The sequence below is a fragment of the Ruegeria sp. CDSA221 genome (assembly GCF_059611825.1).
This window is the reverse complement of record NZ_JBXWPK010000003.1, coordinates 196,327-212,405: the sequence shown is the minus strand read 5'-3', so window position 1 is coordinate 212,405 and position 16,079 is coordinate 196,327. Positions and strand designations below refer to the sequence as shown.

14 protein-coding genes are annotated in these 16,079 nt (G+C 59.1%); 7 read left to right on the top strand and 7 right to left on the bottom strand.

The window, feature by feature from the left end; genetic code table 11:
* The first annotated feature begins 42 nt into the window (after positions 1 to 42).
* The 6 genes from AC2FJ5_RS05935 to AC2FJ5_RS05910 all read left to right on the top strand — a co-directional run bounded on the left by AC2FJ5_RS05935 (position 43) and on the right by AC2FJ5_RS05910 (position 6,581).
* Entirely contained in the window at positions 43 to 921 is an 879-nt protein-coding gene (locus AC2FJ5_RS05935) for an RNA polymerase factor sigma-32 (RefSeq protein WP_496792782.1), read from the top strand.
* The gene (locus tag AC2FJ5_RS05930) at positions 918 to 1,733 is read left to right on the top strand and encodes a ChaN family lipoprotein (protein WP_281995197.1); all 816 of its coding nucleotides are present in this window, start codon (positions 918 to 920) and stop codon (positions 1,731 to 1,733) included. The genes AC2FJ5_RS05935 and AC2FJ5_RS05930 overlap by 4 nt, the downstream gene beginning before the upstream one ends.
* Before the next feature lie 63 nt (positions 1,734 to 1,796).
* Entirely contained in the window at positions 1,797 to 2,993 is a 1,197-nt protein-coding gene (gene coaBC / locus AC2FJ5_RS05925; RefSeq protein WP_496792781.1) for a bifunctional phosphopantothenoylcysteine decarboxylase/phosphopantothenate--cysteine ligase CoaBC, read from the top strand.
* Between the two features lie 15 nt (positions 2,994 to 3,008).
* Positions 3,009 to 3,464, top strand: a complete 456-nt coding sequence (dut, locus tag AC2FJ5_RS05920) for a dUTP diphosphatase (RefSeq protein WP_271948363.1) — start codon at positions 3,009 to 3,011, stop codon at positions 3,462 to 3,464.
* On the top strand, positions 3,464 to 4,507 hold the full coding sequence (locus tag AC2FJ5_RS05915; protein WP_271948361.1) for a HesA/MoeB/ThiF family protein: 1,044 nt from the start codon (positions 3,464 to 3,466) through the stop codon (positions 4,505 to 4,507). The genes dut and AC2FJ5_RS05915 overlap by 1 nt, the downstream gene beginning before the upstream one ends.
* Before the next feature lie 58 nt (positions 4,508 to 4,565).
* Entirely contained in the window at positions 4,566 to 6,581 is a 2,016-nt protein-coding gene (locus AC2FJ5_RS05910) for a M3 family metallopeptidase (protein WP_496792779.1), read from the top strand.
* On the opposite strand, the gene AC2FJ5_RS05905 is transcribed toward AC2FJ5_RS05910, so the two are convergent.
* From AC2FJ5_RS05905 to AC2FJ5_RS05880, 6 genes are read right to left on the bottom strand one after another with little or no spacing between them, the layout of a single operon-like run.
* The gene (locus tag AC2FJ5_RS05905) at positions 6,578 to 7,510 is read right to left on the bottom strand and encodes a 2-hydroxyacid dehydrogenase (protein WP_496792778.1); all 933 of its coding nucleotides are present in this window, start codon (positions 7,508 to 7,510) and stop codon (positions 6,578 to 6,580) included. The two genes, AC2FJ5_RS05910 and AC2FJ5_RS05905, sit on opposite strands and share 4 nt — an antisense overlap.
* 15 nt (positions 7,511 to 7,525) lie before the next feature.
* Positions 7,526 to 8,665: a rod shape-determining protein RodA gene (gene rodA, locus AC2FJ5_RS05900; protein ID WP_281995378.1), complete on the bottom strand. Its 1,140-nt coding sequence runs from the start codon at positions 8,663 to 8,665 to the stop codon at positions 7,526 to 7,528.
* Entirely contained in the window at positions 8,662 to 10,611 is a 1,950-nt protein-coding gene (mrdA, locus tag AC2FJ5_RS05895; protein WP_496701714.1) for a penicillin-binding protein 2, read from the bottom strand. Before mrdA ends, rodA begins: the two co-directional genes overlap by 4 nt.
* The gene (locus AC2FJ5_RS05890; protein WP_496676512.1) at positions 10,611 to 11,144 is read right to left on the bottom strand and encodes a rod shape-determining protein MreD; all 534 of its coding nucleotides are present in this window, start codon (positions 11,142 to 11,144) and stop codon (positions 10,611 to 10,613) included. Before AC2FJ5_RS05890 ends, mrdA begins: the two co-directional genes overlap by 1 nt.
* Positions 11,137 to 12,039 (bottom strand): rod shape-determining protein MreC, encoded by a 903-nt coding sequence (mreC, locus tag AC2FJ5_RS05885; RefSeq protein ID WP_496792777.1) that lies wholly within the window; start codon positions 12,037 to 12,039, stop codon positions 11,137 to 11,139. Before mreC ends, AC2FJ5_RS05890 begins: the two co-directional genes overlap by 8 nt.
* Before the next feature lie 55 nt (positions 12,040 to 12,094).
* Complete coding sequence (locus AC2FJ5_RS05880; protein WP_142635599.1) at positions 12,095 to 13,141, bottom strand: rod shape-determining protein; 1,047 nt, start codon at positions 13,139 to 13,141, stop codon at positions 12,095 to 12,097.
* Positions 13,142 to 13,295: 154 nt separating this feature from the next.
* Between AC2FJ5_RS05880 and rlmJ the strand changes: the two genes are divergently transcribed.
* The gene (rlmJ, locus tag AC2FJ5_RS05875) at positions 13,296 to 14,081 is read left to right on the top strand and encodes a 23S rRNA (adenine(2030)-N(6))-methyltransferase RlmJ (RefSeq protein WP_496700847.1); all 786 of its coding nucleotides are present in this window, start codon (positions 13,296 to 13,298) and stop codon (positions 14,079 to 14,081) included.
* A 181-nt stretch (positions 14,082 to 14,262) separates the two neighbouring features.
* Here rlmJ and AC2FJ5_RS05870 read toward each other — a convergent pair whose 3' ends face one another.
* Positions 14,263 to 15,834, bottom strand: coding sequence for a 2-isopropylmalate synthase (locus AC2FJ5_RS05870; RefSeq protein WP_496792775.1), 1,572 nt, complete (start codon positions 15,832 to 15,834; stop codon positions 14,263 to 14,265).
* Positions 15,835 to 16,079: the final 245 nt, after the last annotated feature.

Genomic DNA, 16,079 nt, shown 5'->3' with positions numbered 1-16,079 from the left:
CAAGGCAAGCCCGGGCCGCGCCAGCGAAAAAGGGAGATTTCCATGGCACTGGACAGCGCAAACGATTTCTCGATGTCGCGCAGGGCGATGAAGGCCGAGTTACTGGATGCAGAAACCGAGTTGAAGCTGGCCTATGCCTGGCGTGACCAGCGCGATGAAAAGGCGCTGCACCGGTTGATCACGGCCTATATGCGGTTGGCAATTTCGATGGCGGCCAAGTTCAAACGTTACGGCGCGCCGATGAATGATCTGATCCAAGAGGCCGGATTGGGTCTGATGAAGGCCGCTGAGAAATTTGACCCGGATCGCGGGGTTCGGTTCTCGACCTACGCCGTCTGGTGGATCAAGGCGAGTATCCAGGACTATGTAATGCGAAACTGGTCAATGGTTCGGACCGGGTCCACCTCTGCCCAGAAATCCCTGTTTTTCAACATGCGTCGCGTCCAGGCCCGGCTTGAACGCGAAGCGGCCACTGATGGGATGGCGCTGGACCGTCACCAGTTGCACCAGATGATAGCAGCCGAGATCGGTGTTCCGTTGCGCGACGTTGAGATGATGCAAGGCCGGCTGGCAGGGTCGGATTTCTCGTTGAACGCTGTGCAATCCACGGATGAAGACGGGCGCGAATGGATCGACGCGTTAGAGGATGACCGGGAACAGGCCGCTGAAACCGTTGAAAACAAGCACGACACCGAACAGTTGCGCGAATGGCTGGTGATGGCGATGCAAGCCCTCAACGACCGAGAGCGCTTCATAGTGCGCGAACGCAAGCTGCGTGAACCGGTGCGCACACTGGAAAGCCTGGGTCAGGAACTGGGCCTGTCGAAAGAGAGGGTGCGTCAGCTTGAAGCCGCGGCTTTTGTAAAAATGCGTAAGAACCTTGAAGCTCAATCGCGCGAGGTGCAACACTTCATCGCATGAAACAGATTGCGATTCTGATGTGTACGCTGATGGTTATGGCTGGGTCCGGTCATGCCGATGACCTGATCCCTGACGATGTTACGGCCGCGATGCGAATGGCAGACGTTGTTTTGTTGGGCGAAACCCATGACAATCCTCGCCATCATCTGGTTCAGGAACAGGCGATTACATTGATCGACCCCTCCGCCGTGGTCTGGGAAATGGTCACCGAGGAAGGCGCACAGCGCCTGGCGCAAAAAGCGGCGTCCGATCCCGAAGAACTGTCACGCATCCTGCGTTGGGCGGAATCCGGCTGGCCCCCTCTCAGCCTGTATTACCCGATCTTTCAGGCCACGGATGCGCCGGTCTATGGCGCAATGGTCCCGCGTAAGGCAGCGCGTACAGCGATGGAACGTGGCGCTGCAACTGCGCTGGGCGCTGACGCAGCGCGATTTGGGTTGACCGTTCCTCTGTCAAAGGCGGAACAGGCGGCGCGCGAGGCTGACCAGATGGCGGCGCATTGCGATGCGCTGCCTGAAAGCGCTCTGCCGCAGCTGGTTGCGATCCAAAGGTTGCGCGATGCGGTGCTGGCACGGGCCATATTGCGTGCCGTTGACGAAACCGGTGGCCCGGTTGCAGTTATCACCGGAAATGGCCACGCGCGAAAGGACCGCGGTATTCCGACATTCCTGTCGCGTCTGCGTCCGGGTCTTAAAGTGTATGTCCTGGGTCAGTCTGAAGACGGTACGATCCAAGGGGACTATGATGCAGTCATCGACAGCCCGACCGCGGACCGAGAAGACCCCTGCCTGGCCTTTCAACCGCAGAATTAACCGCTGGAACTGTCGGGCGCGCTTGCCTAATGTCGGGGCCGACCGAGACGGGAAGGGCACAACATGCTGGCATCGAAACGGATTCTGCTGATCATTGGTGGCGGTATTGCTGCCTATAAGTCACTGGATCTGATCCGGCGACTGAAGGAACGCGGCGCCGCCGTTACGCCGGTCCTGACCCGCGCAGCAGAAGAATTCGTGACACCTCTGTCTGTTGCCGCGCTGGCCGGCGAGAAGGCCTATCGCGATCTGTTCGATCTGACCGATGAGGCCGAGATGGGGCATATCCAGTTGTCCCGCTCTGCGGATCTTGTCGTGGTCGCTCCGGCGACTGCGGATTTAATGGGCAAAATGGCGGGAGGGTTGGCGAATGATCTGGCCTCGACCCTATTGATGGCGACGGACACACCGGTTCTGTGTGCGCCTGCGATGAATGTCCGCATGTGGGATCACCCGGCGACGCAGCGCAATTTTGAACAGTTGCAGGCGGACGGCATTCGTTTTGTCGGGCCGAACGAAGGCGACATGGCCTGTGGCGAATATGGTCCGGGCCGCATGTCGGAACCGCTTGAGATCGTCGCCGCGATTGAGGCATCGCTGGGCAGCGGACCGCTCAGCGGTAAACGCATTCTTGTGACCTCGGGTCCCACGCACGAGCCGATTGACCCAGTGCGCTATATCGCGAACCGCTCATCAGGGGCGCAGGGCACAGCGATTGCACGTGCTCTGTCTGCGTTGGGTGCAGAGGTTGTGTTTGTAACCGGACCTGCTGAGGTTCCCGCACCCGATCGGGTCGAGGTTGTGCGGGTTGAAACAGCCCAGCAGATGTCAGACGCGGTGGATTCAGCCTTGCCTGTCGATGCCGGGGTATTTGCCGCCGCCGTGGCGGATTGGCGGGTGGCCAGCGCGTCGGACCGCAAGCTGAAAAAGACACGCGACGGTCTTCCGGCGCTGGATTTTGCTGAAAACCCGGACATTCTGAAGCGGGTCGCCAAGCTTGACGATGGACGCCCCGCGCTAGTTGTTGGCTTTGCCGCGGAAACGGACAATGTGATCGAACATGCGACCGCCAAACGCGAGCGCAAAGAGTGCGACTGGATCGTTGCCAATGATGTCAGCCCTGCGACCGGGATAATGGGAGGGGCCGAAAACGCGGTGATCCTGATTTCCGACGATGGGGCCGAGGAATGGCCACGCATGGGCAAAGACGCAGTGGCCGAAAAACTGGCACGCAAGATTTCCGACGCGTTGGCCGGTTAGACAAGAGGATATCCGATGGTAGCAATTCGTGTGATCCGTGAGGACGGGGCCGACCCTTCGGTGCCCTTGCCATCTTATGAAACCACCGGAGCGGCAGGCGCGGATGTGCGTGCAAACTTCCCGGACAAGACGCCGATCACGTTGCTGCCCGGTCAGCGGGCTCTGGTTCCCACCGGACTGCGGATTGAAATCCCAAAAGGGTATGAGGTGCAGGTCCGGCCCCGCTCGGGCCTTGCGCTGAAATACGGGATCACGCTGCCCAATACGCCGGGTACGATCGACAGCGACTATCGCGGCCCTCTGGGGGTGATCCTGTTGAACGCTGGGCAGGAGAGCTTTGAAATCACCCATGGGGAACGTATCGCCCAACTGGTCGTCGCCCCGGTGGTGCAGGCGTCATTCGAGGCCACGGATACACTCAGCGATACTGACCGCGGTGCAGGCGGGTTCGGTTCGACCGGGCGCGGCTGATGTTACTTGTCCTGATCATCGCCGCAGCGCTTTGGGGGCTCGGCTATCTGGCTGGCGTGTCACGCAATGCACGGATGATTTCGGTTGGGGTGTTGTTGCTGGGGGTAATCTCGGCACAGCTGGTTTTGCCCCTTGGCAACCCCCTGCGTCAGGCCACGGGTGGTTCTGCTGCGACCTGGTTGATTTTGGTTGGTACGGGGGTTCTGGTTCTGATCTATGGAAGGGGACTGAAAGCGCTGCGAAAACGCGCGGCGCCGGCCTCGAACAAGGAGCCAGCCATGCCCTCAGACAAATTCTCCGAGACCGAGCTTGACCGCTATGCCCGCCATATCGTGTTGCGCGAAATTGGTGGGCCAGGGCAGAAAAAGATGAAGCAGGCCCGCGTGCTTGTGATCGGCGCTGGGGGGCTTGGGGCGCCCGCTTTGCAGTATCTGGCTGCGGCCGGGGTCGGCACGATCGGGGTGATTGATGATGATGAGGTTGAGAACGCCAATCTTCAGCGTCAGGTGATCCACCTGGATGCGGATATCGGTATGCCCAAGGTTTTTTCGGCCCAGCAGGCCATGCTGGCGCAAAACCCGAATGTGGTTGTTCTGCCCTATCACCGCCGACTGACCGAAGAGGTCGCCACCGAGCTATTTTCCGATTTTGACGTCATCCTGGACGGAACTGATAATTTCGACACGCGCTATTTGGCCAATCGCACGGCGGTCGCGTTGGGCAAGCCGCTGATTTCGGGGGCTCTGTCGCAATGGGAAGGCCAGCTCAGCGTTTTCGACCCGGCCAACGATGCGCCTTGTTATCAGTGCATTTTCCCCGAGGCTCCGGCTCCAGGTCTGGCCCCGTCCTGCGCCGAGGCTGGGGTGATCGGCCCCTTGCCTGGCGTCGTCGGTTCGATGATGGCTGTTGAGGCGATCAAGGTGATCACCGGGGCGGGTCTGGCACTGAGGGGTGAGATGCTGATTTACGACGCTCTCTATGGCGAAAGCCGCAAGATTACACTGCCTCGCCGTGCAGATTGCCCCGTTTGTGGCAAAGGATAACCCCCTGCTCTGGATCGAACGCGCCGTCGTTCTTAGGTAGGGGACAAAGGAGACTTCAATGACCAACCCGATTCTGTCCGCCTGGACCAGCGCGTTCGAAATTGCACCGTTCGACACGATATCCGACACGGATTTCGCCCCGGCCCTGGACGCGGCCATGCAGGCCCATAACGCTGAGATTGGCGCGATTGCCTCTAACCCGGAGGCCCCGACTTTTGCCAACACGGTCGAAGCGCTTGAAGCTGCAGGAGAGATGATGGACAAGGTTCTGTCGGTATTCTTCACGGTCGCGGGCGCAGACAGCAATCCCTTGCGTGAGGAGTTGCAGCGCGAATTTTCACCCAAGCTGGCCGCGCATTTCTCGGGGATTTCGTCCAACAAGGCGTTGTTTCAGCGGGTTGCCAATCTGTGGGCGCGCAAGGATGAACTGGGCCTGACGGATGAGCAGGCACGCGTTCTGATGCTGTCGCATCGCGGGTTTGTGCGCGCTGGTGCGGCGCTTGAGGGAAACGAAGACACGCGGATGCAAGAGATCAAAGCGCGGCTTGCCTCGCTGGGGACGTCCTTCACCCAGAACCTTCTTGCCGATGAGCGCGATTGGTTCATGGAATTGTCCGAAGATGACCTACAGGGGCTTCCTGATTTTGTGGTCAATTCTGCCCGGGCAGCGGGTGAGGAAAAGGGTGCAAAAGGACCGGTTGTCACCCTGTCCCGGTCACTGATCGTACCGTTTTTGCAGTTTTCACCGCGCCGGGATTTGCGCCAGAAAGCCTATCGTGCATGGACTGCCCGGGGGGCAAATGGCGGCGAGACTGACAACCGGGAAATTGCCGCCGAAATTCTGCAGTTGCGTCAGGAACGTGCAAAGTTGCTGGGCTATGAAAGTTTTGCCGATTTCAAACTGGAAACCGAAATGGCCCGCACGCCCGACCGCGTCCGTGATCTGCTGATGCAGGTTTGGGAGCCTGCCAAAACGCGTGCCAATGCTGATGCTGAAATCCTGACGCAGATGATGCAGAATGATGGGGTGAATGGGCCTTTGGAGGCGTGGGACTGGCGTTACTACGCCGAGAAACGTCGCAAGGCTGAACACGATCTGGATGAGGCTGCGCTGAAACCGTACCTGCAGTTGGATCGCATGATCGAGGCCTCTTTTGCCTGCGCGAACCGTTTGTTCGGGCTGGAATTCAAGCAGTTGGACATACCGCTGTACCATCCAGACTGCCGGGCCTGGGAGGTGACACGGAACGGGCAACATATCGCGGTGTTCATCGGGGATTACTTTGCACGCGGCTCCAAACGGTCAGGCGCTTGGTGCAGCGCGATGCGCGGGCAGGCAAAGTTTCCCAAGGTGCAGGCTCCGGTCGTGATCAACGTTTGTAATTTCGCCAAGGGTGATCCGGCGCTGCTGTCTTATGACGACGCTCGGACTTTGTTCCATGAATTCGGCCATGCGTTGCACCAGATGCTGTCGAACGTGACCTATGAAAGCATCTCGGGCACCTCCGTTGCGCGCGACTTTGTCGAGCTGCCCAGCCAGCTATACGAACACTGGCTTGAAGTCCCTGAGGTTCTGGCCGAATTCGCTACCCATGCCGAAACCGGCGCACCGATGCCGCAGGAGATGCTAAAGAAAGTGCTCAAGGCCGCCAATTTCGATCAGGGGTTCCAGACTGTAGAATATGTGGCCTCGGCGCTGGTTGATCTGGCCTTTCATGAGGGCGCTGTGCCCGACGATCCGATGGCGAGACAGGCAGAAGTTCTGGCGGATCTGGGAATGCCCGCGGCAATCCGGATGCGCCATGCCACGCCGCATTTTGCGCATGTGTTTGCCGGTGACGGCTATAGCGCAGGCTATTACAGCTATATGTGGTCCGAGGTCATGGATGCAGACGCCTTCGCCGCGTTCGAAGAGGCGGGGGGCGCCTTTGATTCCGAACGCGCAAAAGCGCTGGAGGAAAATATCCTGTCCACTGGCGGTTCCCGCGAAGCCGAAGACCTGTATCTGGCCTTCCGCGGTCGTTTGCCGGGGGTTGAGGCCCTGCTGAAGGGGCGCGGCCTTATCGCAGCCTAATATCCCAATTCGCGGTCAACGAGGTGCAGGAAAGGCTCGCCCGCCTCACCTCTGCGAATATTTTCACAGATCACCTGCGCCGATGTAACGGGGCGGGTTTCAGAGGCAATGTGAGGCGTCACCGTGACGTTTGGATGCGTCCAATACGGGTGGCTCGCAGGCAGCGGCTCGACCCGGAAAACATCCAGCGTTGCGTGACCGATCTGGCCCGTATCCAGAGCTGCCAGCAAGGCTTGATCGTCGATCAGCGGCCCTCGGCCCGGGTTGATGATATGCGCACCCTTGGGCATCAGGGACAGGGTTTCGCCGTTCAGTGTGTTTTCCGTGGCAGGCGTATCGGGCAGCAATAGAACCGCGATCTCGGCCTGTGTCAGTGCCGCACGCAACCCATCCTCACCGTGAAAGCAGGTGACTCCGGGGATGGCCTTGGCCGAGCGGCTCCAGCCGGTAACGTTGAAATTCAGTACAGACAGCGCGAGGGCTGCGGCCTCTCCCAATGCGCCAAGGCCCAGGATGCAGACGGTTCTGTCCGAGGCCAGCGGTGGTGGATCTGGGGCCCAAACCCCATCCTGAACCGTGATGTGTCGGTCCATACCCAGATGATAGCGCAGCACGTGACCGACGACCCATTCGGTCATCCCCTGCGTCAACCCGTGGTCCACCATTCGCGCCAGCGGCACAGTCAGAGTGTCATTCTCGACGATGCTTTCGATCCCAGCCCATAGGCTGAGCACGGCCTTGAGGCGGGTGTAAGGTGCAAAATCCCGTAAGCCGCTATTGGGCGCATAGACGACGTAATCCACCTGATCTGGTTCAAACGTGGTGCCTAGCTGAAACGCGACCCCGGCATTAGTCAGGTACTGTGTCATCAAGGGTTGATACACGGGCCATAGTTCGGGGCGTGCCGAGAACAGGATGTTTGCAGTCATAACGGGCCTTTCGGATCAGCGGGGGCGGTGAATATGGGCACTTTGGACGATGCCGAAAGCTGCCATCAAAACCAGCATGGCCGAACCGCCATAGCTGACCATCGGCAGGGGAACTCCTACGACTGGGGCCAAGCCCATGACCATCGACATGTTCACGGCAAAGAATAGGAAGAAGTTCAGTGCGATACCCAGCGTGACCAAAGAGGAGAACCTGTCCTTGGTTGTCAGGGCCGTAACCAGGCAAAAGATCAGGATCAGCCCATAGAGAACCAGCAGGGTGATGCCGCCGACAAATCCGAATTCTTCGGCCAGCGTCGTAAAGATGAAATCTGTGTGTTTCTCGGGCAGGAAGTTCAGGCGCGATTGTGTGCCCTGCATGAACCCGCGCCCGTTCCAGCCTCCGGACCCCAGCGCGATCTTGGATTGGGTGATGTGATACCCCGCGCCCAGCGGATCGGTGGAGGGATCAAGGAAGGTGTCGATGCGGCGGAACTGGTAATCCTTGAGCAACTGCCACTCGGTTCCGCGGCTGTTGAAGACCGTGGCGATCAGACCGACACCCGCGGCGATAACCGCAGCGAAATAGGCCCAGTGAACGCCGGCCAGAAACATTAAGCCTCCCCCCGCCGCCAGCAGCAGGATCGAGGTGCCGAGATCCGGCTGGCGCAACACCATGAAGGTGGGGATCAGGATCAGGATGACAGGGATCAGAACCCAAAGGGGGCGTGACGTTTTGTGCGATGGGAGCCAGTCGTAATAGGCCGCAAGCACCATCACCAGTGCTACTTTCATCACCTCTGATGGCTGCAGGCGCATGAACCCCAGGTCGATCCAGCGTTGCGCGCCCATGCCAACTGTTCCGAACAGCTCGACCACCACAAGCAGAGCGATCGAGGCCAGATAAGCCAGAACCGACATGTTTCGCCAGAACCAGATCGGAACCAGTGCCACAATGAACATCGCGGTTAGGCCCAACCCAAAGCGTTCCATCTGGGGTTCGGCCCAAGGGGTCCATGATCCGCCCGCCACCGAGTACAGCATCAGGAACCCTGCGCTGGCCACGCTGATCAGCAGCAGGGTCAGGGGCCAGTTCATATACAGGAACTTGCGGAACCCCGATGGCGTGGATTTGACGGCATATTCAAGATAGCTCATGCGCGGTCCTTCTGGGGCGGACGCGCTTTGGGGCGGCGGTCGCCCTCCAGCCGTTTTTGCTGTTCCTTGATACGCTCACGATCGGCGGCCGGATAGGCTTCGAGTGGTGGCGTACCGTTGTACAGCGCCTGCAGCATGATATCTCGTGCAACCGGTGCCGCGGCCTTCGACCCCCCGCCGCCATGTTCCACCACGACGGCTACGGCGTATTTCGGGTTGTCATAGGGGGCAAAGCTGACGAACAGCGCGTGGTCACGGCGTTCCCACGGCAGGTCTTCGTTGCGGATAACGCCAGCCGCACGTTCTGCCTTGGTGATATTGCGGACTTGGCTGGTGCCGGTCTTGCCCGCCATACGGAACTCATCCGAGATGATACGGCTGCGATAAGCGGTGCCGCGCCGGTCGTTCGAGACCGAAAACATTGCCTTGCGGACATATTCCAGATTAGTCCGATTGACCGCGAGCGGTTCCCCCGCGCCCGAGGGTTGTTCAACCCCATTGACCGAACGCACAAGGCGTGGCGAGACCGCACGCCCAGTTGCAATCCGGGCTGTCATGACGGCTAGTTGCAGCGGTGAGGCCAGCATAAAGCCCTGACCGATTGAGGCATTGGCAGTGTCACCTACCAGCCATTCTTCGCCGTGGACACGCTCTTTCCAAGCCTGATTGGGGGCAAGCCCTGCAGCCACTGCGGACATCGGGATATCGTGTTTCACGCCCAGCCCAAAGATACGAGCCATGTCGGAGATATTGTCGATGCCTGTGCGCAGGGCAACTTCGTAATAATACACATCGCAGCTGCGTTTCAGAGACAGACCAAGATCAACTGTACCATGCCCGCCGCGTTTCCAACAATGGAACCGGCGACTGCCGACTTTCAAGTGGCCGGGGCAGTAAACAGTGTTTCCAGGACCGATGACCCCAGCCTCAAGCGCGGCCATTGCGGTGATCATCTTAAAGGTCGAGCCGGGTGGATAAGTGCCCTGTACTGTCTTGTTGGCCAACGGGCGATAGTTGTCTTGTGTCAGAGCCCGGTAATCGGCAACCGAGATTCCGCGCACAAAAAGGTTGGGATCAAAGCTGGGTGCGGAACTGATGGCGCGGATATCACCGGTCTCACAGTCGATCACCACTGCTGCGGCGCTTTCACCAGCCAAACGGGCCTGAGCGTATTGTTGAAGATCGGCATCGACCGACAGTTGCAAATCGGCCCCGGCCAAACCTTCTTGACGGTCAAGTTCACGCATCACGCGGCCGGTGGCGTTCACTTCGACGCGTTTGGCGCCTGCTTTGCCGCGCAGGCTGATTTCCTGTTTGGCCTCAAGCCCGACCTTGCCGATCTGAAAACGGGGAATGCGCAGAACGGGTTCCGGATCTTCTATCTGACTGAGGTCGTAATCGCTGACCGGTCCGACATAGCCGACGATATGCGCGAAATCCTCATATCTGGGATATTGCCGGGTCATCCCGACCTCGGGTGTGACACCAGGCAGGGCGGGGGCGTTGACGGCAACTTTCGAGATATCTTCCCACGTGACTTGATCGGCCAGAGTGACCGGCAGGAACGGGGCCGATCTGCGCATTTCGGTCATGGCGCGTTCGATCTCATCCTCGGTCAGTGGGATCAGTTCAGAAAGCTTGGAGATGACGGCTTCAACATCTCCCGCATCTTCGCGCACCATGACGATACGGTAGGACGGAGAGTTTTGCCCGATGATCTGCCCGTTGCGATCGTATATTCGACCACGTGTGGGCGGGATAAGGCGGATGTTAATCCGGTTTTCCTCGGCCAACAGGCGGTATTCGTCAGCCTGATCTACCTGCATAAACCGCATCCGGGCGGCCAGACCTCCGATAAAAGCGGCTTGCAGGCCTCCAAGGATCAGCGCACGGCGTGGCAAACGTTTATAGGCGAGGCCCTGTGACTTGGGTTTGCGTTGTTTCATTACCGCCCTCCCGACAGGCCAGGGTCAGAAGGTGCGACACGACGCACACCAAAACCGTTCTGACTGAGCAGAACGATCAATGGGTAGATCCCGATTGTCAGAACCACTTGCACCACGACCATCCCCAATGCCGCTTGTTGCACGGACAGAATAGCAAGAATGACGCGATTCAGGAAAAAAACAGCTGTGATCACGACGGCAACGGTGGTCCATTCGCCCAAAAAGCCCGCGTCGCGCAACCCGGGAGTTGCGGACCGAAGATAGGCAGTACCCAACACAACAAGCGCGGCCAGCAAGCCGGGGGGACGTTGAAACAGAAGGTCGGCTGCCAGCATGATCAGGGCGACCAGCAGGGTTGGCACATATTCGGGGCGCCGCAGAACCCAGGCAAAGGTCAACGCAATCAGGAAATCCGGAAACGGCCAGCGATCCGGCTGCGTGTCCAGTGGCAGCAGGTGCAGGAACAAGACCAGCAGCGCCATCAGCAGATACAGGCCACGTTTGAGCCACAGATTGGATGCGGCACTATCCATCGCCGGTCTCCGTCGGTGTCAGTGCCGCTTCGGGTTGGCGTGGGCCGACAATTCCTCCGGGGTCCTGAATAAGTGGCGCAGACTGATAGCGCAGCACTCTTAGAAATTTGAGCCGTTCAAAATCTGCAGACAGCCGCACCCGCAGGCGGCCACCCGGATCAGCGGTAATCTGACCGATCAGCAGGCCGCCAGGAAAAACGCCGCCATCCCCCGAAGTCACAACCCTGTCGCCCGGGCGCACCAGTTCGCGGTTCTCCAGAAACTCAACCACAGGCGCGGCGGTGTTGTCCCCGGCAATCAGAGCGGTCTGCCCCGACGGTTGAATCGTGGCAGGTATCGCGCTGGATGCGTCGGTCATCAGGATCACCCGTGCGGTATCTGGACCAACACCCGAGATACGACCGACAACGCCAATCCCGTCCATGGTGGCCCATCCATCCATGATTCCGTCACGCTCGCCCACGTTCAACAGAACCGACTGCCGGAACGGAGAACCGCTATCGGCCATGACGACCCCGGTAATGTAGGTCAGGCGCGGATCGAGACGCACATTGTTTAGATCCAGAAGCCGGGCATTTTCCTGCTCAAGTTGCAGTGCGGCCTCTTTCCAGGCGCGCATCAGACGCAACTCGCTGCGCAATTCCTGGTTCTGCTCGCTCAGGCGTTGATAGCTCTGAAAATCCCGTGCCAGATTGACCGCAGCGGTAACCGGAACCAGCGCCCAATCCATCGAGGGCACCACGTTGTCGACAACCTGCGCCCGAAACCGTTCGACGCGAGGGCTGTCAATGCGCCAGACCAGAAAGATGCCCAGAAGGCACAGAACCACGATCCCCAGCAGCAGACGGCGGAGCGGGGTGGTGTATTCATCGCGCTGTGATCGGTCCTTTGCCACAGGACTCCTTCCCGTGCTGCTCGCGCCCGAATGTACCCTTTAGAGCGTGCGCGCCTTAGCTTTCGTAGTCAATCGCGTGGCGCAGCTGTTTTTCGTATTCCAGTGCCTTGCCGGTGCCCAAAGCCACACAGTTCAGGCTTTCATCAGCAATCGATACGGCCAGACCTGTCTGTTCCCGCAGTGCCAGATCCAAATCGCCCAACAAAGCACCGCCACCGGTCAGCATGACGCCGCGGTCCACGATATCTGCGGCCAGATCAGGCGGCGTAGTTTCAAGTGCGGTCATAACGGCTTCGCAGATTGCCTGAACCGGTTCCGACAGGGCCTCGGCGACCTGCGCCTGGCTGATCTCGATTTCTTTGGGTACGCCATTCAACAGATCGCGGCCACGGATATGCATCGACTGGCCACGTCCGTCATCAGGCATACGGGCGGTTCCGATGGTGGTCTTGATCCGTTCGGCGGTGGATTCACCCACCAACAGGTTCTGCTGGCGGCGCAAGTATGAGATAATCGCCTCATCCATTCGGTCTCCGCCAACGCGGACCGAACGGGCATAGACAATGTCGCCCAGCGACAGAACGGCAACCTCGGTGGTGCCGCCGCCGATATCCACGACCATGTTGCCGGTCGGGTCAGTGATGGGCATTCCTGCACCAATAGCCGCAGCGATGGGTTCGGCGATCAGGCCCGCCCGGCGAGCGCCTGCGGACATAACCGATTGGCGAATGGCCCGTTTTTCAACAGGCGTAGCACCATGGGGGACGCAGACAATGATTTTGGGCTTTGAGAATGTGGAGCGTTTATGCACCTTACGAATAAAGTGCTTGATCATTTCTTCAGCGGTGTCGAAATCCGCAATCACGCCTTCGCGCATGGGGCGGATCGCTTCGATCGAACCAGGGGTTCGGCCCAGCATCAGCTTGGCATCCTCACCGACGGCGAGGACTTTCTTAACCCCATCCTTGACGTGGTAAGCCACAACTGAAGGTTCCGACAGGATCACACCGCGCCCTTTGACATAAACAAGCGTATTTGCTGTTCCAAGGTCGATCGCCATGTCCGCTGAGAACAAGCCGCCCAGATTGCCAAAGATGCCCATGTTGCACTGATCCCGTTCGTCAGAATTTCTACTGCCCGCGACTCGACGGTTCCGGGACGGATGTCTTATAGGGTGCCATCTCGCCCGGTAAAAGGGCTGATTCCGCGTAACTCAGCACCTTTCCGCCTTATTGAGAGGGACTTTAGAAGGCAACATGCTCTCTTATCAACACATTTACCACGCCGGGAATCTGGCTGATGTTCAAAAGCACGCTCTTTTGGCATGGGTACTGGACTATCTGACGCGAAAAGATAAGCCGATAACCTATCTGGAAACCCATTCCGGGCGTGGCCTGTACCAGCTAGACGCAGCAGAAGCCGTGCGCACAGGCGAGGCAGCCGTAGGTATCAAGCGAGCGCAGCGCGAAGGGTGGTTTCCATCTGATCATCCTTTGTCTCTGGCGTTGGCCAAGGTCCATGAACGGCACGGAGAAAACAGCTATGCCGGTTCACCGCTGATCGCGGCCAACCTGCTGAGGGATCAGGACAGTCTGCATTTCGCAGAGCTGCACCCGCAGGAATACGCGGCATTGTCGATGACCATGTCCCCCTTTGGGGCAAAGGAGTACAAACAGGACGGGTATGAGCTGGCGCAGTCTTTGCTGCCACCAACGCCGCGGCGCGGGATGCTGTTGATTGATCCCAGCTATGAGGTGAAGGCGGATTATGACCGGCTACCGGGCGTGATCTCAAAACTGCACCGTAAATGGAATGTGGGCGTCATCGCGCTGTGGTATCCGATCCTGTCCGATCAACGTCAGGCCCCGATGGTTGCCGCGTTGAAGGCGCAGGGTTTTCCCAAGGCGATCCGTCATGAAGTCCGGTTTGCACCTGCGCGGGAAGGTCACCGAATGGTCGGATCAGGGATGTTCCTGCTGAACGCGCCCTTTGGCATCCAAGATGAAATGGACCGTCTGTCAGAGCTGTTCAAAGGGCTGTGACGCCAGTCTGATTTCGGACCACAAGGTTCTCCCGCCTCATCTGCCAGCATCTAAAGATGCCGTCAAACGTGTTGGGCCCGGCAGCGCGCCGCATGCGCGCTGCCGGGCCCAAAGCCGCAAGGGCGTCCGGTGTAGCCGGGCACCCGCGGGTGCGGGAGCCCTTGGGAGTTTCATCTGGCGGTCAGGTCAGGTCCTTATAGCTGATTTCACGCGTGTCTGCACCTGGCCCGGCCTTTTCACGGCGCATGATCAGGCGGTTCAGTGCGTGGATATAGGCCTTGGCGGATGCCACGACCGTATCGGTATTCGCTGACTGACCGGTGGCGATCATGCCGTCCTCTTCCAGCCGAACCGATACGGTTGCCTGCGCATCAGTACCCTCGGTCACAGCATGGACCTGATACAGTTGCAGGCGGGCGGTGTTGGGATAGATTCGGCGAACGGCTTTGAAGGTGGCATCGACTGGACCGTCGCCATGTTCGGTCGCGACAATGTCCTTGCCATCCACTTCCAGCTCGACCGTCGATTCCGCCTGACCGCCGGTGCCGCAGGTGACTTTCATCGAAACCAACTGCAGGCGATCGTCGGCCTCATCATCCTGGCTCATCAACGCGATCAGGTCGTCGTCAAAAACCTCTTTCTTGCGGTCGGCCAGATCCTTGAACCGCACGAAGATGTCCTTGAGCTGATTGTCACCGACCTCATAACCGAGCGTTTCCAGCTTGTCGCGCAACGCAGCCCGGCCCGAGTGTTTGCCAAGCGGCAGAGAGGTGCCCGACAGGCCGATATCTTCAGGGCGCATGATCTCGAAATTCTCTCGGTTCTTCAGCATGCCGTCCTGATGGATCCCGCTTTCATGCGCAAAGGCATTCTTGCCGACGATGGCTTTGTTGAACTGAACCGGGAAGCCCGCAACCGTCGCAACCCGGCGCGAAATATGCATGATCTTGGTGGTGTCGATGCCGGTATGCCACGGCATGATGTCATTGCGGGTGCGCAGCGCCATCACAACTTCTTCCAGCGCAGTATTGCCCGCACGCTCGCCAAGGCCATTGATGGTGCATTCGATTTGACGCGCACCACCAGCGACAGCCGCCAGTGAGTTCGCCGTCGCCATGCCAAGATCGTTGTGGCAATGGGTGGCAAACACCACCTCATCCGCGCCCGGAACCGTTTCGATCAGGCGCTTGATCAGGTCAGCGGATTCGACAGGTGCCGTGTAACCGACAGTGTCGGGGATGTTGATCGTTGTGGCACCGGCCTTGATCGCGATCTCGATCACACGGCACAGATAATCCCACTCGGTCCGGGTCGCATCCATCGGCGACCACTGTACATTTTCGCACAGGTTGCGGGCGTGGCTGACGGTTTCGTGGATCTTGTCGGCCATCTCGTCCATGGTCAGGTTCGGAATGGCACGGTGCAGTGGAGAAGTGCCGATGAAAGTGTGGATGCGGTTCTTGCCAGCGTGTTTGATCGCCTCCCAGCAGCGGTCGATATCAGCGAAATTCGCACGGGCCAACCCGCAGATGCGGCTGTTTTGCGATCGCTCGGCAATCTCGCTGACGGCTTTGAAGTCGCCTTCTGATGCGATCGGGAAACCGGCCTCGATGATGTCGACACCCATCTCGTCCAGCAGTTCCGCGATTTCCAGCTTTTCGGCATGGGTCATGGTCGCGCCGGGGCTCTGCTCGCCGTCGCGCAAAGTGGTGTCAAAGATCAAGACGCGGTCTTGGTCGGTCACATTGGTCATGGGATTCTCTTTCTTCTTCTGTCCTAAAGCCTATGGCGCGCGGGCGTCCTCCTCTGAGCGGGCGCGCCGGGTGGCACGCTCAGAGGCGGATTAGGATCAGTAGGCCACGCAGAGACGCACCGCAGGGGGCGGTGTCGGCAACAAGGATATCTGCGCGGTTGATCATGGGGTTGAGCTTATACAGCGCATGCGGGGAATGAAAAGTAGGAATTTCATGCAGACGTCAAAACCTGCACGAACCGTGA